Origin of the sequence: Sporosarcina sp. ACRSL, assembly GCF_022346605.1 — a bacterium.
In the GTDB taxonomy this organism is placed as follows: domain Bacteria; phylum Bacillota; class Bacilli; order Bacillales_A; family Planococcaceae; genus Sporosarcina.
Genome location: NZ_JAKRNT010000015.1, coordinates 53,037 through 74,909, shown reverse-complemented (window position 1 = coordinate 74,909; position 21,873 = coordinate 53,037). Strand labels below are relative to the sequence as shown.

Annotated in this window: 23 protein-coding genes; 10 read left to right on the top strand and 13 right to left on the bottom strand. The window is 39.4% G+C overall.

Features of this window, described 5'->3' with window-relative positions; all coding sequences use genetic code 11:
- Nucleotides 1-1,169: hypothetical protein (locus tag MHZ92_RS19060; protein ID WP_370644786.1), on the top strand; the 1,169-nt coding region annotated here is incomplete at its 5' end.
- 451 nt (nucleotides 1,170-1,620) lie between these two features.
- Entirely contained in the window at nucleotides 1,621-1,779 is a 159-nt protein-coding gene (locus tag MHZ92_RS19055) for a hypothetical protein (protein ID WP_239433298.1), read from the top strand.
- Nucleotides 1,780-2,064: 285 nt separating this feature from the next.
- Here MHZ92_RS19055 and MHZ92_RS21670 read toward each other — a convergent pair whose 3' ends face one another.
- From MHZ92_RS21670 to MHZ92_RS19025, 6 genes are all read right to left on the bottom strand, one after another.
- Nucleotides 2,065-2,220 (bottom strand): hypothetical protein, encoded by a 156-nt coding sequence (locus MHZ92_RS21670; RefSeq protein WP_370644785.1) that lies wholly within the window; start codon nucleotides 2,218-2,220, stop codon nucleotides 2,065-2,067.
- Between the two features lie 221 nt (nucleotides 2,221-2,441).
- Nucleotides 2,442-2,906, bottom strand: coding sequence for a DUF4871 domain-containing protein (locus MHZ92_RS19045; RefSeq protein ID WP_239433297.1), 465 nt, complete (start codon nucleotides 2,904-2,906; stop codon nucleotides 2,442-2,444).
- Between the two features lie 126 nt (nucleotides 2,907-3,032).
- On the bottom strand, nucleotides 3,033-4,313 hold the full coding sequence (locus MHZ92_RS19040) for a mechanosensitive ion channel family protein (RefSeq protein ID WP_239433296.1): 1,281 nt from the start codon (nucleotides 4,311-4,313) through the stop codon (nucleotides 3,033-3,035).
- 132 nt (nucleotides 4,314-4,445) lie between these two features.
- Nucleotides 4,446-5,429, bottom strand: a complete 984-nt coding sequence (locus MHZ92_RS19035; RefSeq protein ID WP_239433295.1) for an NAD(P)-dependent alcohol dehydrogenase — start codon at nucleotides 5,427-5,429, stop codon at nucleotides 4,446-4,448.
- A gap of 158 nt (nucleotides 5,430-5,587) precedes the next feature.
- Nucleotides 5,588-6,010 carry a DUF1801 domain-containing protein gene (locus MHZ92_RS19030; RefSeq protein ID WP_239433294.1) on the bottom strand — a complete coding sequence of 141 codons (423 nt, stop codon included), beginning with the start codon at nucleotides 6,008-6,010 and terminating at the stop codon, nucleotides 5,588-5,590.
- A 237-nt stretch (nucleotides 6,011-6,247) separates the two neighbouring features.
- Nucleotides 6,248-6,808 carry an NADPH-dependent FMN reductase gene (locus tag MHZ92_RS19025; RefSeq protein ID WP_239433293.1) on the bottom strand — a complete coding sequence of 187 codons (561 nt, stop codon included), beginning with the start codon at nucleotides 6,806-6,808 and terminating at the stop codon, nucleotides 6,248-6,250.
- A gap of 174 nt (nucleotides 6,809-6,982) precedes the next feature.
- On the opposite strand from MHZ92_RS19025, the gene MHZ92_RS19020 reads away from it, so the two are divergent.
- Nucleotides 6,983-7,543 carry a TetR/AcrR family transcriptional regulator gene (locus tag MHZ92_RS19020; protein ID WP_239433292.1) on the top strand — a complete coding sequence of 187 codons (561 nt, stop codon included), beginning with the start codon at nucleotides 6,983-6,985 and terminating at the stop codon, nucleotides 7,541-7,543.
- Nucleotides 7,544-7,613: 70 nt separating this feature from the next.
- Here MHZ92_RS19020 and MHZ92_RS19015 read toward each other — a convergent pair whose 3' ends face one another.
- The 3 genes from MHZ92_RS19015 to MHZ92_RS19005 are packed head-to-tail and all read right to left on the bottom strand — an operon-like array spanning nucleotide 7,614 to nucleotide 10,472.
- Complete coding sequence (locus tag MHZ92_RS19015; protein WP_239433291.1) at nucleotides 7,614-9,359, bottom strand: GMC family oxidoreductase; 1,746 nt, start codon at nucleotides 9,357-9,359, stop codon at nucleotides 7,614-7,616.
- 46 nt (nucleotides 9,360-9,405) lie between these two features.
- On the bottom strand, nucleotides 9,406-10,164 hold the full coding sequence (locus MHZ92_RS19010) for a gluconate 2-dehydrogenase subunit 3 family protein (RefSeq protein ID WP_239433290.1): 759 nt from the start codon (nucleotides 10,162-10,164) through the stop codon (nucleotides 9,406-9,408).
- 53 nt (nucleotides 10,165-10,217) lie between these two features.
- Nucleotides 10,218-10,472 carry a hypothetical protein gene (locus MHZ92_RS19005; RefSeq protein ID WP_239433289.1) on the bottom strand — a complete coding sequence of 85 codons (255 nt, stop codon included), beginning with the start codon at nucleotides 10,470-10,472 and terminating at the stop codon, nucleotides 10,218-10,220.
- A gap of 531 nt (nucleotides 10,473-11,003) precedes the next feature.
- Here MHZ92_RS19005 and tatC point away from each other — a divergent pair.
- From tatC to MHZ92_RS18990, 3 genes are all read left to right on the top strand, one after another.
- Entirely contained in the window at nucleotides 11,004-11,759 is a 756-nt protein-coding gene (gene tatC / locus MHZ92_RS19000) for a twin-arginine translocase subunit TatC (protein ID WP_239433288.1), read from the top strand.
- Nucleotides 11,760-11,839: 80 nt separating this feature from the next.
- Nucleotides 11,840-12,046 carry a twin-arginine translocase TatA/TatE family subunit gene (tatA, locus tag MHZ92_RS18995; RefSeq protein WP_239433287.1) on the top strand — a complete coding sequence of 69 codons (207 nt, stop codon included), beginning with the start codon at nucleotides 11,840-11,842 and terminating at the stop codon, nucleotides 12,044-12,046.
- A gap of 228 nt (nucleotides 12,047-12,274) precedes the next feature.
- Complete coding sequence (locus tag MHZ92_RS18990) at nucleotides 12,275-13,165, top strand: sulfurtransferase (protein ID WP_239433286.1); 891 nt, start codon at nucleotides 12,275-12,277, stop codon at nucleotides 13,163-13,165.
- An 86-nt stretch (nucleotides 13,166-13,251) separates the two neighbouring features.
- Here the strand turns inward: MHZ92_RS18990 and MHZ92_RS18985 are convergent, their stop codons facing one another.
- The 3 genes from MHZ92_RS18985 to MHZ92_RS18975 are packed head-to-tail and all read right to left on the bottom strand — an operon-like array spanning nucleotide 13,252 to nucleotide 14,564.
- Entirely contained in the window at nucleotides 13,252-13,767 is a 516-nt protein-coding gene (locus MHZ92_RS18985; protein ID WP_239433285.1) for an SRPBCC domain-containing protein, read from the bottom strand.
- 53 nt (nucleotides 13,768-13,820) lie between these two features.
- Entirely contained in the window at nucleotides 13,821-14,201 is a 381-nt protein-coding gene (locus MHZ92_RS18980) for a VOC family protein (RefSeq protein WP_239433284.1), read from the bottom strand.
- A gap of 36 nt (nucleotides 14,202-14,237) precedes the next feature.
- The gene (locus tag MHZ92_RS18975) at nucleotides 14,238-14,564 is read right to left on the bottom strand and encodes an ArsR/SmtB family transcription factor (RefSeq protein WP_239433283.1); all 327 of its coding nucleotides are present in this window, start codon (nucleotides 14,562-14,564) and stop codon (nucleotides 14,238-14,240) included.
- Between the two features lie 343 nt (nucleotides 14,565-14,907).
- Between MHZ92_RS18975 and MHZ92_RS18970 the strand changes: the two genes are divergently transcribed.
- The 4 genes from MHZ92_RS18970 (at nucleotide 14,908) to MHZ92_RS18955 (ending at nucleotide 20,122) form a co-directional block, all read left to right on the top strand.
- Entirely contained in the window at nucleotides 14,908-15,585 is a 678-nt protein-coding gene (locus MHZ92_RS18970) for a response regulator transcription factor (protein WP_239433282.1), read from the top strand.
- Between the two features lie 4 nt (nucleotides 15,586-15,589).
- Complete coding sequence (locus MHZ92_RS18965) at nucleotides 15,590-17,068, top strand: sensor histidine kinase (RefSeq protein WP_239433281.1); 1,479 nt, start codon at nucleotides 15,590-15,592, stop codon at nucleotides 17,066-17,068.
- A gap of 53 nt (nucleotides 17,069-17,121) precedes the next feature.
- Complete coding sequence (locus MHZ92_RS18960) at nucleotides 17,122-18,234, top strand: hypothetical protein (protein ID WP_239433280.1); 1,113 nt, start codon at nucleotides 17,122-17,124, stop codon at nucleotides 18,232-18,234.
- A 208-nt stretch (nucleotides 18,235-18,442) separates the two neighbouring features.
- Nucleotides 18,443-20,122, top strand: a complete 1,680-nt coding sequence (locus tag MHZ92_RS18955; RefSeq protein WP_239433279.1) for a choice-of-anchor I family protein — start codon at nucleotides 18,443-18,445, stop codon at nucleotides 20,120-20,122.
- 83 nt (nucleotides 20,123-20,205) lie between these two features.
- Here MHZ92_RS18955 and MHZ92_RS18950 read toward each other — a convergent pair whose 3' ends face one another.
- Complete coding sequence (locus MHZ92_RS18950; RefSeq protein ID WP_239433278.1) at nucleotides 20,206-21,618, bottom strand: YfcC family protein; 1,413 nt, start codon at nucleotides 21,616-21,618, stop codon at nucleotides 20,206-20,208.
- Nucleotides 21,619-21,873: the final 255 nt, after the last annotated feature.

Genomic DNA, 21,873 nt, shown 5'->3' with positions numbered 1-21,873 from the left:
AAGATGCAGAAACTCCAGCTGATGAAGATGCAGAAACTCCAGCTGACGAAGATGCAGAAACTCCAGCTGATGAAGATGCAGAAACTCCAGCTGACGAAGAAGATGCAGAAACTCCAGCTGATGAAGATGCAGAAACTCCAGCTGATGAAGATGCAGAAACTCCAGCTGACGAAGATGCAGAAACTCCAGCTGATGAAGATGCAGAAACTCCAGCTGACGAAGAAGATGCAGAAACTCCAGCTGACGAAGATGCAGAAGCTCCAGCTGAAGAAGGCACAGAAACTCCTGTAGAAGAAGATGAAGCTACAGAAGCTCCTGCTGACGATATTGTAACAAATACGCTAGCAAATGAATATAGAGCTCTAGTACAAAATTATGTAAGTTTACTTGGTTACTATAATTTTGTCATCCAAGATACACTTGGAGTTGTCTTACCAAGTGAAGAAGCAGAAGAACTACCTGTCGAAGCTGACGATGTAATAGAATTACCTACTGGTGACGACGCTGCTGAAGGCGGAGAAGCTGTTGAAGGCGAAGAAGCTGCTGAAGACGGAGACGCTGTCGAAGGTGACGACGCTGCTGAAGGCGAAGAAACTGCTGAAGGCGGAGACGCTGTCGAAAGCGACGACGCTGTCGAAGGTGACGACGCTGTTGAAGGCGATGACGCTGTCGAAGGTGACGACGCTGTTGAAGACGACGCTGTTGAAGGCGGAGAAGCTGTTGAAGGGGACGACGCTGTTGAAGACGACGCTGTTGAAGGCGGAGAAGCTGTTGAAGGGGACGACGCTGTTGAAGGCGGAGAAGCTGTTGAAGGCGACGACGCTGCTGAAGGCGTAGACGCTGTTGAAGGTGACGAAGCTGTTGAAGGCGACGATGCTGTTGAGGGCGTAGACGCTGTTGAAGGTGACGACGCTGTTGAAGGCGAAGAAGCTACCGAAGGCGAAGAAGCTTCTGAAGGCGAAGAAGCTACTGAAGGCGAAGAAGCTACTGAAGGCGAAGAAGCTACTGAAGGTGACGACGTAGCAGAAGAAGAGTCTGCTAATGACGAAGAAACTGCTGAAGAACCAGCAACTGAAGTTGCTCAAACAACGGTTTGGGACAAGCTAGTTGGCTATTACCAACAAGTTACTTCAGCTTATAATTCATTCTTGGCATTGATCAAGAAATAAAATAACACAATTACAACTGAATATGTATTTCATTTAACAGGTAATGTTATTGTCATTCCCTGCCTGAACCGTATGCCCTACGGTAAATTAAGTTAATAAATGAGAGCCCTTGTAAACTTCGGTTGGAGTTTGCAAGGGCTCTCTGTTTATAAGATCTTCTAATTCCATTTGTTTAGTTAGTAGATTTGATCCATACGAATTGAGTACAAGTCTAAGCTCAAAAGCCGTATCCGTCAAAATGTCCCATGTGATCACATGGGTATCCGTGATGACTTACAGGAAAGTCATACACAGGTTGAACCATTTGGTGATGACTTACTGGGAAGACATTCACAGGTTGAACCATTTGGCGATGACTTTCTGGGTAGACATTTACTGATTGAATCATTTGATGAGGACCTACATATACAGGCTGAACCGCATGGTGATGCCTCATATGGTGTCCTGTAGTATGGCCTACATGGTGACCGTGCATATGATGAACATGGTGATGAGTGTGCTGATGGTGATGCCCATGATGGTGGTGCCCGTGGTGATGGCCGTGATGGTGCCCGTGGCGATGATGCTCGCGGCGGTGCTCGTGGCGATGATGCTCGTGCCCATGATGTAACTCTTCTGGATTTCTCATATTTACCCCCCTTTTTTAAGACTCCTAGTAGATTATGCTGGGTAAATAAAACTGTTTAGACTATATCCCATCACTTATAATGAATAGCCCCAAAGACCAGTCTTCTCGGCGCCTAATTTGTTACAGTACAACATTTATGACGATTCATGAAAAGTTATACAAACGCAAAAAGAAACCGACTATATCTTAACTTAGCGGTTTCTTTTTTATATTCAATTGCAGTGTTTTGTCGGAATGTCGCGCCGCAAGTGCAAAACATACTAATAGTTACATCTCTAAATCCGTGAATGCGTACGGCAATAAATCCTTTAAAGTCAATTCCAATATCTCTTCTTTGTCGTTTGTTAAATAGACAGGCATTTCAGAGGAATAGAACTCGGCTAAGACTTGTCGGCAAATGCTGCAAGGCGGAAGAAAATCCACTACATTGCCTGCTACAACAATTGCTTGAAAATCACCCCTAGCAATGCAGCTCCAACCGGGAATTTAGAATACAGAACGTATGCTGCAGCTTTCATCATACGTGTCCTTTCCATTAAGAGCTCTTTCTTCATCTTATCCATCTTCCATAAGTAAGAATGAACTATTACAGTTCCCAACGCTAACTTTTTCAAGGTGGCTGGACTTCCAATTACACTAGTATATTATTTCACCTCTAATATAAATTCACCAAACTTTTCGCTATCGATATAAACAGAAACTTTCCAGAGACCTGATTTTTCAAATCCAACATATGATGGCATTGTTTTAGATGCTCCCAAGTTAGGTTGAGTGAATCCATTATTGTATTCCCAAGTTGCAGTCTTAAAGCTATGTTCATTTAATAATAAAGGGTATTTTTCTCCTGTTTCTAAATAAGTCCCCTCAACTCGAACTGCCCCATTGATTTCATCCGGTTCTCCCCAAAAATGCCATACTGTCTTTTGGGGTTCATTTGCAGTATAACTTCCGTTCAGAAAACCTACCTTACCTTCAACACCTACAAATTCCTCATCTTCAGAAATAAATGTCGGAGTAGCTTCATAATTGATAGTTGTTTCTTTCTCGCATCCTGCTACGAATAATCCCAACATCATCCCTAGAAAAACAAACCGTAAAGCGCTTACCAAACCAGTCCCCTCCTCTACATTCTCATTTATAAAATAGACGAGTAATCGCAGTTCATGTTTCAAAATTCACATTATTCCCAACGCATTTTTATGTGTTTTTTATGTAATAAAAGGTCTCTCGCCAATTCAAATTGATGAAAGACCTTTTGATTCACTGCTTTCTGCCTCACTTCTTACTCCTTCGCTCAACGCCTTGAAGTCACTGCCAGCCGGATTTTGGAACACACGGAGCCCAAATTCCTGCGCAACAGCGAATAAATGATCAAAAATGTCGGCTTGCACAGTTTCATACACTGCCCATTTTATATCGTTCACAAAGGCGTAAATTTCGATTGGCAGACCATTTTCAGTTGGTGCTAACTGCCGAACCATCAATGTCATTTCTTGATGGATGCCAGGATGATGCTGTAAGTATTGCGTAATGTATGCGCGGAACACACCGATATTCGTGAGCGCTCTTCCGTTTACGACATTATTGCGGTTAATCTGATTCTTGATATTGTATTCTTCGATTTCACTTTCCCGCTCCGTAATATAATCCGTAAGGTAATGGATTTTCTTATAATTTTCAATCATTTCCTTCGTGCAAAATGTAATACTTGTCGTATCTATATACAAGGCACGCTTAATGCGCCGACCACCGGATTCTTGCATCCCCCGCCAGTTTTTGAATGAATCTGAAATGAGCGCATAACTCGGCAGCATCGTCACCGTTTTATCAAAATTCCGCACCATGACGGTATTCAATGAAATATCGATGACATCCCCGTCCGCTCCGTATTTCGGTACTTCAATCCAGTCGCCCACTCGCACCATATCATTGGCAGATAATTGAATACCCGCCACAAGCCCTAATAAGGAATCTTTAAACACTAACATCAACACTGCAGAAAGGGCTCCAATCCCGCTTAATAGGATGAGTGGACTCTCCCCAACGAGAATCGCAATGACTAAAACTAAGCCTAAAATAAACAGTACTATTTTGATGACTTGGATATACCCTTTAATCGGCTTCACTTTCGACACGTCATATGTTTGGTACACATCATTCAGGGCATTCAATAAACTATTAATGACAATAAGCGCCACAATAATAATGTACGCCATTGCTAATTTCGCAATTATGTTTTCATACGTGCTAAACGTTGTAGCAAATGAATAAATAATGATAGCAGGTACGATATGGGACAAGCGATGAAACACTTTTCGTTCCAATAAAATGTTATCCCATTTAAATGTATTCTTGTTTACGATATGAGTAATGAATCGAATGACAATTTTTTTCGTAATAAAATTCGCAATGACACAAAGTAACGCGATAAACAAAATCATAATTACATTTGAAAGGCTGCCAATCAAACTTTCATCCACTCCGTAACCCAAGAGTCGGTTACGTATAAAGTCCATCTAGTTCCCTCCATCGTATCTAGTCTGTGCATACCATTATAACAGAACAATGAAGGCAACTCTTTCTCCAACTGTTTGACAAAAATCCGCAAAAAAGGAGAAAGCGAATAAAGTTCATTCTCCCAGTAAACATCACGAACGCTCCTTCTCCACATGGATGACGACATTTCCCCTTTTGTGTCCTTTCTCCACATATTGATGAGCTTCAACGATTTCATCAAATTCATAGTACCGATCAATGACCACTTTTACCTTTCCCGTCTCAACAAGTTCTTTCAAGAAGTCTAGCGTTTCGGATGTTTCAGGAGCATTTCGGCTTAATACCAGCTTCTTGCCGCTTGTCAATGTAGTCCAAAGCATTTGAGGACTTGGTAGCGGTTCGGTAATATTTATATACGTACCGCCCTTCTTTAACACTTTCAGACACGCTGAAAAGGAACTCTTGTTGACCGCTTCAAAGATTACATCATATGTCTCATCTGTCGTAGAAAAATCTTCTTCGGTGTAATCAATCACCTTGTCGGCTCCAAGGGATTTTACCAAATCTAGATTTGTTGTACTGCATACCCCTGTAACGTGTGCCCCGAAATACTTGGCAATCTGAACTGCATAACTTCCTACACTTCCCGACGCACCATACACTAAGACCTTTTGTCCGTTCTGGATATTAGCTTTCCTCAGAAAAAACAATGCTGTGCGTGCTCCAATTGGGATGGCAGCGGCTTCTGCATGAGTAATAGTTGAAGGTTTTATAGATAAAGGACCATCTTCTGGTAAACACTTATATTCGGCATATGCTCCAAAATCCGACAAAGATGCCGCAAAGACCTGGTCACCTTCCTTAAACCTTTTGACATCTTTTCCAACTGACTCCACAACTCCAGCCAGCTCCATTCCTAATATTTGTTTTTTCGGTCCCCTAAAACCTAGTGTGATTCGGGCAGGCAGCCAAAAAGCTTTAGGAACTGTAAAACTCCGTGACCGAATATCTGCCACAGTTACCGTTGTCGCTTTTACTTTCACCAAAATCTCATTTTCTTTAGGAATCGGCTTTTCTACTTCTCTCAATTGAAGAACATCCGGGGGGCCGTACTTTGTGTATACAATTGCTTTCATTTATCCACCTCTACTTCGTTATGTCTTCTTTCATGATATGGATATTTCGAATTTATAGAATGCAGAGTGCTTTCTTTCTTTGAGATAAATAAAAAGGAGGAAAAGAGCAAATCCTCTTCTCCTCCTAGGATATTATTCTCTATTCGTTTTCATCTTTCTTAAACAACCTTGAGCCATTTTGCGATTACTTCTCTAAGTTGTTCTTCTTTCGCTTTAACGTCATTTTTATCAGTAAATTTTATTATCGCTCTATCAGCTGCTTTCCATTCCAATATGCCACTAGGATCTTCAATGAGAGGTTCATTGGTATTTCGGTCTTTTACCTTAGCGCCACAATGAAAAACGAGTCGAAATAAGCCCTTTCCATGAAAATTAAATGTAATTCGGTCTTCACCTTCATAACAGAAACTAGGGGCATTCCATTTAATATGTTCTGTAATATTATCATCTGTGCTTAATATGATATTGCGAACTTCTTCTATTTTATCTTTAAGCGGATGGTCAAGTTTGTTCATAAATTCCGCCACCTGTTCAGGACCCGACAATTTCTTACTATCACCTGAATTTTTATTCGCTGTCATACGTCGTCACCCCTCATTTTTTTGCCTACACTCTTATTTTATTGCCAAATAAGGTGTTTTATTAAACTAAACTGCTTGGTGAAAGAAATACGGTCATTTTATTTGGAAAAGAAAAAGGCCTCTCAACAATTCACTGAATTGATGAAAGACCTGTAGATTTAAAGTGGTTTTCTAGCGCTTATGACCAACAAGAAGCTCTACCCTCAAATCATTTTCGAACCCTTTTGTTTAAGAACATTACTCTCTAATCGTTTTCAAAGCAGTCGACCAAGCGACAACTTCATTCAACATCGTTTGAACAGTTTCTTCATGGAACGGTGCTGGCTTAAACGTTCTCATTTCTTCAAAATCCGTAAACAGACTTAGTGCCGCCTGCGTTCCGACTGTAGCAACTTTCGGTACCGTGAGGATTAAACGCAAGTTGTTCGCTGCTGTCACGCCAAGCGTAGAACCATAGCTTACAATCCCCGCCGCTTTGTTGTTCCACTCTACATATAGATAATCGATTGCATCTTTCAACCCGGACGTAATCCCTTTGTTATATTCCGGAGTGACAAATACAAACCCGTCAAGCTCACTAATTTTTTCAGACCAAACTTTCGCTTCCGGTGCTTGATAATCCTGTGACATGATCGCCGGAATCGGCTCATTGAATTTCGGCAGATTATAATTCTTAATGTCCACCAATTCAAATTCTGCATCCGTTCTTCGATCTGCAATGGATTTCACCCATTCTGCAACTTGTAAATTCACTCGAGAATCGCGAGTGCTCCCCGTAATAATACCAATTTTAACCATTTTCCATTCCTCCCAATGATGTTTCGTCTATTTTTTCATTTAGCAAACTTGTTTAATTTGCTTTACAATTAGAATTGTAGACCATACGGAATGGGAGAAAAACCAATAGAAGTTTAGATTCGTCGCTTATCCAACACATTGACGAAACTGTTTAAAAAGAAAGGGGACATCAACTTGACTGAAGTAAAAACGGATCCTCGCGTTCTTCGTACACGTAAGTTCATTATGGATGCTTTCATGGAACTGTCGAGTAAAAAAGAATTTAAGGATATTACCGTTAAAGATATTACAACCGAGGCTATGATCAATCGTGCCACATTCTATTATCATTTCGAAGATATCTACGACTTATTGGACAAAGTGTTATTCGAGGTTCTATCCATTAATTTGGATTGTCATGACTATGAAAATAAAGAACTGAATGAGGAATCGTTAGTGAGCATCTTCATCGCAATCACAGATTTCCAAAAGTCATTATCAAGTCGTTGTCATCGAGGATACGAAGATACGATTGCCCGTATTATACGGGACCAACTTGAAGTCATCTTTACGAAAATGCTGCTCCAACAACATTCTGGTCAAAATAAGGAAGCGGTCAATGTCACTGCTGTCATCTTAAGCTGGGGCATGTACGGGGCTTCTGTTGAATGGAGAAGAAATAGCATGAAGGTGACCCCTGAAGAATATATCAAATCAGCAATTCCTTATATCATGTCTGGGATTAATCTCGAATAAGAAAATATCAAAAAGGCCTTTCATCAATTCAGCGAATTGATGAAAGGCCTTTTCATTATGCTAGGATTGCTTATACATGCTGTTTATCTTTTTTCGCTTCTACTAATTGGCCGCCGTTGTTTTCGAAGAACTTGATAATCCCTTCAGCGGCACGGTAAGATAATGCGCCAACTGTACCTGTTGGGTTATAACCTGCGTTTTGTGGGAATGCAGAAGCTCCTACAACAAATAGATTGTCTACATCCCACATTTGAAGATAGCTATTGACTGCAGATGTTTCAGGATCTGCACCCATGATTACGCCACCTGTATTATGAGTTGACTGATATTCAGCAACGTTATATGGTCCGAGCTCTCTACTCGTATCAATATGATCTGCACCCATTTCTTTAAGGATCGCTTCACATTTATCCGCCAAGAACTCAGTCAATTTACGGTCTTGTTCTTCAAAGTCAAAAGTGATTCGAACTAGAGGATCACCGAATGAGTCTTTGTAAACAGGGTCAAGATCTAGGAAATGCTGTTTATAAGCCATTGATGCACCTTCACCACTAACTGTTAGAGCTGCATTCGTATATTTCAACGATGCTTCTTTAAACTCTTTACCCCAAGTTGGTGTACCTGAAGGGATCTGGTTATTGGCAATCGGTCTAAGCCCAGTTTGTCCAAGAATGATCATACCACCGTGGATAAAGTCCAAATCGGTGTGGTCGAAGTTATCCCCATTATAATCGTCAACGATCATTCCTAAGCCGCCTGCTCCAGCAAAGTTATTGAACTTTTGCTCGTCGAAGAATCCTGTTGCTCTACCTTTACGGATTTGGTACGCATAGTTTTTCCCAATAACACCTGTACCAGTAGCTGGGTCATATGGTCTTCCAATTCCAGATAAAAGAAGAAGACGAACGTTTGTAAAGACATAGCCTGTTAATACAACAACGTCAGCTGGTTGTTCAAATTCCTCGCCTGTATTCATATCGACGTATACGACGCCCGTTACTTTGTCTCCATCTTTTAAGATGCGGCGTACTTCAGAATGAGGTCTCACTTCGAAGTTACCTGTTTGTTTTGCAACTGGAATTACAGTAACAAGCGGGTCAGCTTTTGAACCGTACTCACAACCGAATCGCTCACAGAATCCACAGTACTGACAAGCTACGCGTGAAATTCCGTCTGGGTTTGTATAGTTTTCCGACAAGTTCGCGGAAGGTTGAACATATGGATGTAGCCCCATATTTTTTGTTGCTTTATCGAATAATTGCATCGCTTGCGTTTTTTTCATCGGACCAGTAGGGAATGGATTTGAGCGTGGTCCACCTAGTGGATTGTCCTCACCAGAAATCCCAGCCATTTTCTCGTACTGATCATAGTAAGGCTCAATTTCATCATATGTAATTCCCCAGTCTTGGATCGTCATGTCAGCTGGGATTTTGTCTTCACCATATCTTTCAATGGTTTTACTGCGCATTTCAAAGTCATATGGGAGGAAACGGAAGTTTTGCCCATTCCAGTGTGTTCCGGCGCCGCCTACACCTACGCCAAGTAAAAATGAACCGTATTGTCTCATTGGGAGAGCACGCATTTTTTCATTGTTACGGAACGTGATCGTTTCTTTCGATAGGTCTTGCATCATTTCATGTCGAATCGCATATCTGAGTTCATCATGTGCCATGAAATAATCTTCTGTTTTTCTATCTTTCCCTCGTTCTAAACCAACTACTTTAAGGCCTTTTTTCGTAAGTTCAGAAGCGATAATGCCTCCAGCCCAACCAACACCAATAATAACGACATCTGTTTTTGGTAATTTTTTCGCCATCACTATTTCCTCCTCAATCTTAATGCCTTACATGATCCAAAATGTTTTAGTGACTATGTTGAGAATTTAACGCTTGTGGTTCGATCTTCGTAAACTCTTTTTCAATAATATTGAGGAAGCTCGTTTGGTGTCCTGGGAAGTTCTTCATCTTCCAACCTTCCATACCTGCATTCCCTCCGTATAATGGGTCGGCATATGCACCTTCAAGGGTTGCTGACCGTAAAACACCGAAGAAGTAATCAGATTTCATTCCGACTAGCTCTACTTTCCCTTCTGCAAACTCAGTTAGAATCGCATCTTGCTCTTCTTCCGAAAGCTTTTCAAACGGGTTTTCGTATGTTTTCAAGCTGAGGTCTTGTATAGCTTTTAGCCCGATTTCAAAAATTTGTTGTCTGTTAAGACAGCCTTGATAACCTTGGGTTGGTTCACCTGGATAGAAAGGTCCTGATGTATATTCTTTCGTACCTGTACCCCATCCGCCTGCAAGCTGATGGTCGATATAATAAGCAACTAGTAATTCTTTAGCTCCCGGACCATTATGATCTTTCGGGAAAATTCTTTCCGTCGCCGCCTCTGTAATACGGTATTGCTCAGGTGTAAAATACATTAATGCGACATTCGGATTCTCAAAAGTCTTTTGAGGTGTAGATTGGACTTCTGTTTTAGTTGATTCGTTATCCCCTAAAAGACTACCAAGTGCTCCACCTGCAATAAGTCCACCGACTGTAAGTCCTGAATTTTTAAGGAACTTTCGTCTAGAGGACCGTTTCTCTAAAAGTGAATTTTTCTCATCTTTTGTTGACATGTTAAAACCTCCAAATTCGATTATTAATTATTTACCTAAGTAAATATTTGATATCAAAAAATAGCACTGAAGTTGTAAAGAGGTGTAAAAACTGCCGCAACGGCTAGAAGTGAGACTGCAAATATGCTAGATTTTCTCCCTACCCATGAAAGAATAATAATAGATAGACCAATTGCAGTACCTAAAAGCGTATACCATGGGAAGCCGCCGGAAGTAGAAATAAGAAAAATAGCTAATCCTCCAATTAGACATACTGGAAATAGTGCTTGAAAAAGCAAACTCAGTTCTTCCTTACTGTACTGGGACACTCTCATTCCTCCATTCTTTGATATTTTGTTCCAACCCTTCAAGTAACTCTTACTAGAATCAATTTCAACACGAAAAGGGTTTATTTTCGTTGCGGATGGTCGCTTTCTAGCTTGACCTTGCCCGATTCTAGCTACGTGTTAGCAATTATGAAATTGGTTCGATATGTAGACCTTTTGGAGCAGGAAACAACGCTTCTTATTCTACTACATTTATTTTAAAATAATATGATTTTAGAGTAAGTTTAACCATTCAAAATATTTATGTAACCATTTATTTCTAGTAAGTTCATACTTTACCATAATTTATAGACATTAATTCAACTCTACAAAACAAGGATTTGGAACATTCTATAATTATTAAAATATCAATAAACTCATTTTTAAGATTTTCTGAAAAAGCTTTGTACTTTATTTTTTTGATGTGTATAATGAAGTGGATAAGAAGCGATACTTTACGCTCACTATGTATCATATGTAACAAGACGACGAGCTATTTTTTTATTTACACGAAAGTAGTGGGTGGTAAGAAGCATGGAACTAGAACGAGAGTACACGCTTGTAGAGCATTTAACAGAGTTAAGAAAACGGCTAATTATTGTTGCTGTGACATTTATCGTTACGTTAATAATCGGTTTTACTCTTGCACCTAAACTATTAACTCTTATTAAATCGCAGCCTACAGCGGCTCGTGTGGAATGGAATGTGTTCGGATATACGGATGGGCTTATGATCTATCTAAGTTGTGCCTTAGTGATATCCTTACTCATTACATTGCCAATCGCATTGTATCAAATATGGTTATTTGTAAAACCTGGATTATCTGAGGAAGAATCCAAAGGAACAATTATTTTTATCCCTGCTTCTTTTTTACTATTTTTAGCAGGAATCAGTTTTAGTTACTTCTTGTTATTTCCTTTGATGTTGAACTTCATGGCCAATATCAATGAATCTATAGGTGCAATTGAAACTTATGGTATGAAGCAATATTTCTCTTTTATGTTTAATCTTCTCATTCCTGTAGGGATTGTATTTGAATTACCTGTCGTCATACTGTTTTTAACAAAGTTAGGAATTGTAACACCGAATAAGTTACGAAAAATGAGGAAAGTCGCTTACTTTATTCTTGTCGTTGTAGGTGTGTCCATTTCTCCACCAGATTTTGTTTCGGATATTTTGATTATTATTCCTTTATTGCTTTTGTTTGAAATCAGTATTTGGGTGTCTAGCTGGTCTGTTAAGAGAAAGCTGGCAAAGGAGAAACAACTAGAGGAAAGTTTGAAGGAATAATTTTTGCAACATGGCATTTTGCCAGAAGTTTTCTAGTATTACATACTTCCAAAGCACGTCAATTATAAGGAGGAACAACCATGCCAAGTATAGGTGTACCAGGATTAATCATCATTCTCGTGATCGCTTTAATTATCTTTGGACCATCTAAATTACCACAACTAGGAAAAGCCGTTGGACAAACATTAAGAGAATTTAAAAACTCAACAAAAGATATTGTTGACGACGTGTCAGATGAATTCAAACTAGATGATAAAGAATCAGCTGATAAGAAGAAGGTTTCATAAATAATTGACACTGCAGCCAATTGTCGGGATTATACCGGCGATTGGCTGTTTTTTTGTTCGTATCAGGATATTAATTCTTCGATAATATTAAACACAGCACACATCGTATGTAATGTATTTTATCAATGCCTATTGTTTGAATAAACTATAATCAAATGATAGTATATCTTTTAATCCTAGTAATTCCATAGGATATCAATACATTATTGATTAGGGAGTGGATGAGCAATGAGCAAAGTACCATTACTTGTAACGACAGACTGGCTTGAAGAAAGACTGGATGACCCTAATTTACGATTACTTGACGCAACAACATTTTTAAAACATCCTGAAGGAGACGGCTATTATGACGTCTGGTCAGGAAAAGAAGCTTATGAAAAAGGACATATCCCTGGTGCGGTTTTTGCCGATTTATTAAATGAATTATCCGATCCGGATAGCGAATACGCTTTCACAGTTCCTTCCCGTGAAAGATTCGCAGAAAAAATTTCAGAACTTGGTGTTGGAGATGGCACATATGTCGTCGTTTATGATCAAGGCGCTGTTGTAGGTGCAGATATTATTGCATCTGACTGGGCATCTCGCTTAGCATGGCAACTACGCTACGAAGGTTTTGACAATGTCGCCGTACTTGATGGTGGTTTACCAAAATGGATTGAGGAAGGCCGTCCTGTAACGACTGAACCTGGCTCGTATCCAAAAGGAAACTTTACAGGTGAAAGACGACCTGAATTATTCGTGACGAAAGAGGATGTCCTAGAAGCAATTAATGATGATAACGTCATCATCTTAGATAGCTTGTCAGAAGCAAGCTATAACGGCGAAGTGAACACGTATGGAAGACCCGGCCATATTCCTGGCAGCGTCAACGTATTCTTCGGCTCGCTATCAGACCCGAAGACAAAAGAACTATATGATGATGAAAAGCTGGCTGAGATATTCGACGAAGTCGGTGCCCTAGATCCAAACAAAAAAGTCATCACCTACTGCGGTGGCGCAATTGCGGCGACTTGGACGGGATTAGTATTAAATAAACTCGGCCAAAACAATGTAGCTGTCTACGACGGTTCACTGACCGAATGGGCAAAGGACCCGTCATTGCCGTTAGAAACGAAGTAAGAAAATCTCAAGAATTTATTAAAGAAAAACAAACACCGGACATTGGTGTTTGTTTTTCTTTTGACTGAGAGAATGGTTATTCATTTTTATTTTATTTGGCTCAAGTATCTTTCTAGACGATTCCAAGTCTCAGCAATACCTTGTTCCATACCCATATCCATAACGGACTTAAGAGCATCTGCAGAAACGTATTCTGCCCGATTAATCAGTTTCGTCTTACCGTCCAATTCGATGAATTCCAACGTCACTTCAGTTGAGGGCAATTTCTCATCGATACTGCCTTCTGCATCCGAGAAATAATCTGTGTAAACAATTGACTCTGGCTCTGTAATAGCCTTGTATATTGCTTTGCCCCAAGATTCCATCCCATAAAATTCACCTTGATTCCGATCAACGCACTTCATACAGTAGTGCCAAACGCCACCTGGTCTGAAGTCAACCTTGCAAACAGGAAGTTCCCAGCCTTCCGGCCCCCACCAAAACTTAAGATGCTCAGGCTCTTTAAACATAGTAAACACAAGTTCTCGAGGTGCATCAAATGTACGTTCCAGAATTAAAACCCGACCGTTCTCTACCCTTTTTACCATTGAATGATTGGACATGGCTATTCGCCTCCATTAAATGTATTTGAAAAACAAGATGCTAACATTATTCATTACTTTTTTTCCATTACAGCGAAATAATTATCTTCATCGTCAGCAAAATTGAATACTTTTCCGGAAGGCATATCAACGATATCTCCAACTTTGACGTTATTATTTTGTAAGTCACCATGCAATTGTTCGACGTTATCTGTAAAGAACATTAAAGAAGGAGTACCAAGGTTTAATTCTGGTTCCATCTTAGCTATGAAATCTTTATTGTGGAGAACGATACTTGTTCCCCCGTGAGGAGGGGCAACTTCAATCCATCTCATTCCTTGACCGTTATCTTCTTCGGCAACTACTTGAAAACCTACTTTTTCCGTCCAAAAATCACGAGCTTGATCTTGGTTGTTGACATACAACATGATTTGACCTAACTTTCGAATCGGCATTTTTCACGCTCCTATACTTTTTTATATACGCAATCTTTAGTTCAATGGTTTTTTGCCCTGTAATACATTCAGATAATCGTCCAACCGATCCATCCTTGTTTCCCACAATTTCCGATAGGAATCGAGCCACGTATCCAGTTCTTGAAGCGGTTCAGGTCTTAACTTGTAAATACGGCGGTTCGCTTTTGCTTGAACATCGACGAGACCAGCTTCACAAAGCACCCGAAGATGCTTGGAGGTTTGAGGTTGGTTCAATTCTAACTTCTTTGCTATTTCTCCTACTGGAAGCGGTCCTTCTAGCAGAAGATCAACGATATCAAGGCGGTTGGGCTCAGCCAGGGCACTGAAAATCTGCGAGTTCATGTTGAATCATCTCCCAACTTTTTCTCTATGGTACTATTATTTCGTTAACTCCCCTCCTTCTCTCCAAAATAAAAGTCTGAAATGCCACTCTTTCTTAATAACAATATACCTCTTTAGGAATATTCCTGTCAAGGAATACTATAATCAAAAGTCTTGAATACAATCCAATAAAAAAGCACTTCTCCGATTTGAAGAAATGCCTTCTCTGACGCCTAACAAGCCAATAAGATACAGACCATACAGTTTTATAACTGAATTCTCTTTTCAAAATTCTGTACAGCAATACTTTAGAAACAACTATCTAGTAAAATAAATAACAAATGCTTTTTGAAGGATGTGTAAAATGAATACTATAAAGAAAACAATTTTAATAGTAGAAGATGAGGAATCCCTCTACGATATATTAGCGTATGCATTACGAAAAGAAGGGTTTATCGTACAGGGCGCTTCTACAGGGAAAGATGCTTTGAAATACCTTCAAGGAATTGAAATCGACCTCGTCATCTTGGACTTAATGTTACCTGATACAACAGGCTTTGAGCTTTGCAAAGAGATTACATCCATTAGTAACCTCCCGATCTTAATGCTAACTGCACGTGATGATATTGTAGATAAGGTTTTAGGACTAGAACTCGGAGCTGAAGACTATATGACTAAGCCGTTTGATGTACGCGAAGTCATTGCGCGTGTAAAAGTATTGCTGCGACGAAATTCATCACAAACTCACTATCACTATATTAAAGTAAATGAATCTATTTACATTGATCCTCGTGCATATTCAGTCTATAAAAATAATGAAATTGTTGTACTAAAACCGAAAGAATATGAGCTTTTGTTGTTATTCGCTCAACATACAAATCGTGTGTTTTCACGAGAAGAAATCCTAGATACCGTTTGGGAGATGGATTATGAAGGTGGGCTTCGGACGGTCGATGTGCATGTACAAAGAATCCGAAAGAAACTAGATTCATCAATTATTGAAACTGTGTTCGGGATCGGCTATAAAATGAAGGGAAACTAAACGAATGAATTGGACAATTCGAAAGAAGTTCTTTGTAGGATTTTTGTTGTTGTTTTCTGTAGCTGCATTCCTTTTTAATTTCGTTTTAGCAAACATGTTAGAAATTCATACGACATCAAACTTAGAATCAAGAGTCAACACGTTACAATATGCAACGAAACAATACATGAAGCAATATGAACAATTACATAAACAAGATGGAAACTTTTTCACTGTAGATAGTTACGCAATTGCAAATGAGCTTAGTAAAATTCATGCTCAAAGCGTAGCTCTCTATGATACAGCTGGGCAATTTTTATATGAAGCAGCACCGATTGACCAACCGTTAATCATTGAACATCAACGTTATCAAACGAATGTAGATAATGAGAGCAGTGAAGAATTAATACAGGCTTTTCAAAATAAATCAGCCTATACCATTCAACCGGTTTCAAATGGAACACTGCTATATTTCGCTTTCCCGCTTTATATCGATACTACCTTTCACGGAGTCATTCGATTTACCGCTGATTACACTGATGTGTTTCAACATAACAAGCGATTAATATCAAGCTTTACCCTACTTACCGTCCTGTTATTTCTAGGAGTTTTCATCATTTCTTTATTCATATTAAACCAACTCACTAAACCACTTCATAACTTAACAAATGCGACCAAACAAATGGCACAGGGTGATTATCAGCCCATACCTGCCCTCAATAGAACCGATGAAGTGGGTAAACTTGCGAAGCATTTTAAGCTGATGCAACATGAAATTCAGCAACATATCCAGACGGTTGAACTTGAAAAAGAGAAGGTCATGTTATTAGAAGAAAAGCGTAGGGTCTTTTTCAATAATGTAACCCATGAATTAAAAACTCCCCTGGCGACGATTTCAGGCTATGCACAAATTATTGGAGAAAAGGATTTTGACGATGCTGCTTTTCTTAGTAATGCAGCACTAAAAATCAGAAGTGAAAGTGATCGTTTAAATGAAATGGTCACCCAATTACTTGCATTATCGAAATATCAATCTAAGACTCCAACTAAACTAACTGAAGTGATTGACTTATTTCCTCTTGTACAGTCGATTGCTGAGGACATGCAAATCAAGACAACACAACATGATATGAACATTGTAGTTAGTGGTGATCCATATTTTATACTAGGCAATGAAAATGAGATCAAACAACTTTTTATTAATTTGATTGATAATGCTATTCAGCATGGCAAGCTAGGTCATGATATTAACATAGAGGTACGTGATCATATCCTAATAAGAAATTCGTGCTCCCCTGTCCCACCAACAATTTTAAAACATATCTTCGAACCATTTATTCATCGAAAAAAAGAAGGAAGTACGGGTTTAGGCTTATTTATTTGTGCCAATATAGTCGACCGCCATAAAGGGACAATTAAATTTGAAGAAGTATCAGGACAAGCAGTTGTAGCAATTACAATTCCTCGTTGGCAACACGATGGCAACAACTACTACAAAATTTGAAACAACAATTCCTTATGCTATTACTGCAAGCTACTATAAGGAGGAATAAAGAGATGAAAAGAAAATGGCAAGGAATTGCAGTACTCGCATTAAGCAGTATGATTGCAGCTGGATGCACGATTTCTGGGGAGGCAACCTCTAAAACCGTAACGATTTCCGAAGACGTCAAATTACAAAGTGCTCTAACGGATGGCAGCCTTAACGTAAAACATGAAGGTTCAATACCTATTGAAGTAGAAGCAAACTACACAGGGTTTAAAGGGGATCAGTTATTTTACAATCAAAACAAAGCAACATATCGACTTAAACTTGAGACGATGAAAAAAGAGAAAATAGCAGACGAACCATTCTATTTGTTATCGGAAGACGGTCAACGCGCTTTATCTCTTGTGAATGGAGAATTTTATGTTCTTGATTTTGAATTGAATACGAAACAGTTCATTGGAACAGGTTCAGCAGAACATATGACATACTTTGGCAATAGTAATGGTTCAACTGTCATCCAAATCATTCATAAAGAAAGTGATATTTTATTAGAGAAAACAAACCTTTCAACAGATCAAAAAACATCATGGAAAATCTCAGACATGTTTGATTGGGACGGTTTATCAATTTCATCATTCCAAACGAGTAGTAATGGGGTATATATTGTGGGGAAATCATTACAAGAAGGTTATGGATTTTATCATTTGACGGAAAAAGGTGAAATGGAACAATTATCGCCACTAGAAAAAATAGATTCTATTGACCGCTATCACTTTTTAGACGAAGAAACAATAATCTTTAACGATGTATACAACGGAAAATCCGGGATTTATACACTAAATCTCAAAACAGAACAAGTGACACAGCTTATAGCAGGTGGCGAAGACGAGGAAGGGGTTTGGGTGCCATTTTATAAACTCTCCCCAGATAAAAGCAAAATTCTATTTGACGCACCTGTGCAAGTTGGTAAAGAGTATAAAGCCAATGTTTATATAGCTGAGCTAGCCAATGGACAAATTTCCAACTCATCGTTGATTATGCAAAACGCAGATTTATATGCTGTTATTGCTTATACAGGATATTGGAGTGAGGACTCGAATACGGTCTTTATCAGCACGAGTACTCCTGGAAACGAAATGATTGATACTGTTGAAGTGTTTCAAGTCCAATCGGATAAATAAAACTCAAAGCAGCTTTAAAAGTTCCTATCATTTTGGTAGGAACTTTTTTCTTTACTAGGCTCTGTTAAAGGCAACAGTGCCCTGTGATAGAGCTATTTCCCCTAATTTAATTTACAAAAGTTTTACTAATACACAGTCTAGATTTAACATTTAAGCAATATTATTAGATTGTTCTATGGAAGTATTTCAATTATATGGAGGAATTATATTGAACTTAAAACGTAAAGTCATTACTAGTATAGCTACAGTAGGTCTTCTAATTTCCGGTGGCGTAGCCTACAACGTATTAGCAGAAGAGCAGCCTTCATTCTTCCAGTATAAAGGAGGACATCTCAACGTTTCTCAAGTTGGTCAATATGATAGTGGAGCTGGAGAAGGCGGAACCGAGATTTTAGCATATGACGAGAATTTAAATCGAGCTTTTGTCACAAATGGAGCAGAATCCGCTCTTGATATTCTGTCATTTAAGGGATTAAAATCAGGAAAATATAACACAATTGAATCATCTAAACGAGTTTATCTAAAAGACTTCGGGATTGAAAATGTTGATGATATTACAAGTGTTGCCTCACATCCTACCAAAGACGTGATCGCTTTATCTGTCGTCAGCGACCCGAAGACTGATCCTGGTTTTGTTGTGCTACTGACAAAAGACGGCGAGTATTTAACAAAGGTTCAAGTCGGTGCTTTACCGGATATGGTCACTTTTACTCCTGATGGGACAAAACTATTGTCCGCCAACGAAGGTGAGCCAAATGATGATTACAGTGTAGACCCTGAAGGATCAATTTCCATTATCGATTTAACTACCGTTTTAGATCAAGAAGATGTAACCTCAGAAAGTCTAAAAGATCTAACAGCACGAACATTAACTTTTGAAGGAGTTCATTTGGATGAAAATGTTCGAGTGAATTCAAAAGGATCTACTCTTCAACAGCTGGAACCAGAATACATTACAGTGTCTGACGATAGCAAACGGGCATATGTGACGCTTCAAGAGAACAATGCGATCGCTACGGTTAACCTTGAAACGAATACCATTATCGATGTGAAAGGATTAGGAGTTAAAGATCATTCTCTACCAGGGAATGAACTAGATGGCAAAAGAGACGGCCAAACAAAGATTGAAAGGCTCCCACTTCTTGGTTTCTATATGCCGGATGCAATTGATAATTTTACTGTAGGGAATAAAAATTATATCGTTACTGCTAATGAGGGAGATGCCCGTGATTATGATGCCTACTCAGAAGAAGCGAGCATCAAAGATATTGCTGACCGTATTCAATTAAATGCGGATCACTATGGGGGATACAATCAAAAACAACTTGATCGATTGGTCGAAAAAGGACTTCTTGATGAGTTAGCGAAAACAAATATTACCCTTGAAAATGGATTAAATGACGAGGGGAAATATGAAGCACTTTACTCTTATGGCGGACGTAGTTTCTCTATTTTTGATGCTGAAACAATGGAATTAGTTTATGACAGTGGAAATGATTTTGAGGAAATTACAGCAATGGCACTACCTGATTACTTCAATACAACAAACGACGAGATTGCTTACGATAAAAGAAGTTCTGCTAAAGGACCAGAGCCCGAAACCGCTATTACTGGAGAGATTAACGGTATCACATATGGTTTCATCGCCCTTGAACGAACAAGTGGTGTAATGGTCTATGATGTAAGCAAACCTAAAAAGCCTAAATTTGTAACCTTCATTTCAAGTCGAGACTTTAGCGAGGATGTTAAAGGCGATGTATCTCCTGAAGGTCTACACTTTATTCCAGCAGAAACGAGTCCTACCGGAAAAGCCTTACTAGCAGCTACACATGAAGTTTCAGGAACAGTAGCCGTTTATGAATTTGATACGAAAAAGGGTCGAAAATAATAACTACATCTTTTTTAAAAACAAAAGCCTATTTTCTCTTTTAGCTTCGAGAAAATAGGCTTTACTGTTTCAAATTAATGCTCTCAGCCTGTGTATTGAACCAATTGAGCGACTACTAATGTGATAATCCCAATTGCTGAAAACACTAGGAATAGCGGCAAATAGAAACGAATCCATTTTTGCCAAGAGACACCGGCGATGACGAGTGCAGCCATAAAGTAACCAGACGTCGGGAATAGAATATGGGCAAAGCCGTCCCCGAACTGGAACGCAAGTACTGCTGTCTGTCTTGTTACGCCGATCATGTCTGCAAGTGGCCCCATGATTGGCATCGTGACTAAGGCTTGTCCACTTCCGGACGGGATAATAAAGTTAATGGCCAGCTGTACGAGATACATACCTACTGCACCGAGAACGGATGGCATTTCGCCGACTACTGAACCTAGGCTGTGAACGATCGAATCCATGATTTGTCCGTCCTCAAGCACAACAGCTACAGATCGGGCAAGACCAACAATAATGGCTCCCATAAGCACTTCACGGAATCCTTCAGTGAAAGCGTTAGAAATTTTGGTAGCGTTCAATCCGGCAATCAGACCGACTACGATTCCCATAAAGATAAACAGTCCGGCCATCTCTACCATGAACCAACCGTGCTGAAGTACACCATATACTAATATTCCAAGGAAGACAAGTGCAGCAACGGAAGCGTATTTTTGTCTTGTGTTCATGCTTTTCGCTTCAATTTTATCTTTCTGCTTGTAAAGTTCCCTTTTTTCTTGATCATCCTCATACACATAGCTGTTTAAAGGATTCTGCTGCACCTTTTTTGCATAGCGCATGATGAAGAATATTCCTATCGATACACAGACAACAAATAGAAGTAGACGCAATGGCAATCCTGAAAACACAGGGACACCAACAATTTTCTGAGACAATCCTACGTTAATTGGGTTCAGAACTCCAGTAGTAAACCCGACAACCGTACCGACAAGCGCAATCGATGCAGCAACAATTGAATCGTACCCTAACGCGATAATTAATGGCATAATGACAGGAATATAAACGAGCGATAGTTCAGGGGTACCAATTAATGTTGCCCCAATCGCAAATACGGTTGTCAAAATCGGGATCAGCAAAATACTATTTTTCGCAAAACGGTTTGCGAGCCTGTCCACAACTACTTCAATAATTCCGGTTGCCTTTAGCACCGCAAACATACCGCCGATAATAAATGTGAAAAATACAATCTCTCCAGCGTCAATCAATCCACGCGGAATAACAGTAAGGAAATCGGCAATACCAATTGGCGAAGCTTCCACTTCTGTAAATGAGTTCGGATCAATCGATGTTCTTCCGTCAGGACCTGGCACACGGTCAAACTGGCCTGCAGGAATAAAGTACGTCGAAATGGCCGCCAGAGCACTGAAGATAAACAGGATGACGTAAATATGAGGTAGCTGAAACTTCTTTTTAACGGCTTTTTCCTTTTCCATTTGGAACCCTCCATAAAGTTAATTTATACAGGCGAATGATTGATTTTAAAACATTAGCCTTCATGTGTACGCTTACAATATGTAAGTATGTTTAGTATACAAGCTTAATTCGCTTGAGTCGTTAGACCTTATAGCCAATAAAACGCTGGTGCCTTTGTTAATGAAATACAACTGATAATTTCGATTTGTATAAACTGCACAGGAAACTGTACATTTGCACCATCGATAGCATAAATGATGCCTGTGCACAATGTC

What these genes read in the sequence shown, in the direction of transcription:
- MHZ92_RS19055 (WP_239433298.1), top strand. Translation starts at nt 1,621, where the DNA reads ATGGCCTACATGGTGACCGTGCATATGATGAACATGGTGATGAGTGTG.
- MHZ92_RS19040 (WP_239433296.1), bottom strand. Translation starts at nt 4,313, where the DNA reads ATGGACTTTATACGTAACCGACTCTTGGGTTACGGAGTGGATGAAAGT.
- MHZ92_RS19035 (WP_239433295.1), bottom strand. Translation starts at nt 5,429, where the DNA reads ATGAAAGCAATTGTATACACAAAGTACGGCCCCCCGGATGTTCTTCAA.
- MHZ92_RS19030 (WP_239433294.1), bottom strand. Translation starts at nt 6,010, where the DNA reads ATGACAGCGAATAAAAATTCAGGTGATAGTAAGAAATTGTCGGGTCCT.
- MHZ92_RS19025 (WP_239433293.1), bottom strand. Translation starts at nt 6,808, where the DNA reads ATGGTTAAAATTGGTATTATTACGGGGAGCACTCGCGATTCTCGAGTG.
- MHZ92_RS19015 (WP_239433291.1), bottom strand. Translation starts at nt 9,359, where the DNA reads ATGGCGAAAAAATTACCAAAAACAGATGTCGTTATTATTGGTGTTGGT.
- MHZ92_RS19010 (WP_239433290.1), bottom strand. Translation starts at nt 10,164, where the DNA reads ATGTCAACAAAAGATGAGAAAAATTCACTTTTAGAGAAACGGTCCTCT.
- tatC (WP_239433288.1), top strand. Translation starts at nt 11,004, where the DNA reads ATGGAACTAGAACGAGAGTACACGCTTGTAGAGCATTTAACAGAGTTA.
- tatA (WP_239433287.1), top strand. Translation starts at nt 11,840, where the DNA reads ATGCCAAGTATAGGTGTACCAGGATTAATCATCATTCTCGTGATCGCT.
- MHZ92_RS18990 (WP_239433286.1), top strand. Translation starts at nt 12,275, where the DNA reads ATGAGCAAAGTACCATTACTTGTAACGACAGACTGGCTTGAAGAAAGA.
- MHZ92_RS18985 (WP_239433285.1), bottom strand. Translation starts at nt 13,767, where the DNA reads ATGTCCAATCATTCAATGGTAAAAAGGGTAGAGAACGGTCGGGTTTTA.
- MHZ92_RS18980 (WP_239433284.1), bottom strand. Translation starts at nt 14,201, where the DNA reads ATGCCGATTCGAAAGTTAGGTCAAATCATGTTGTATGTCAACAACCAA.
- MHZ92_RS18975 (WP_239433283.1), bottom strand. Translation starts at nt 14,564, where the DNA reads ATGAACTCGCAGATTTTCAGTGCCCTGGCTGAGCCCAACCGCCTTGAT.
- MHZ92_RS18970 (WP_239433282.1), top strand. Translation starts at nt 14,908, where the DNA reads ATGAATACTATAAAGAAAACAATTTTAATAGTAGAAGATGAGGAATCC.
- MHZ92_RS18965 (WP_239433281.1), top strand. Translation starts at nt 15,590, where the DNA reads ATGAATTGGACAATTCGAAAGAAGTTCTTTGTAGGATTTTTGTTGTTG.
- MHZ92_RS18960 (WP_239433280.1), top strand. Translation starts at nt 17,122, where the DNA reads ATGAAAAGAAAATGGCAAGGAATTGCAGTACTCGCATTAAGCAGTATG.
- MHZ92_RS18950 (WP_239433278.1), bottom strand. Translation starts at nt 21,618, where the DNA reads ATGGAAAAGGAAAAAGCCGTTAAAAAGAAGTTTCAGCTACCTCATATT.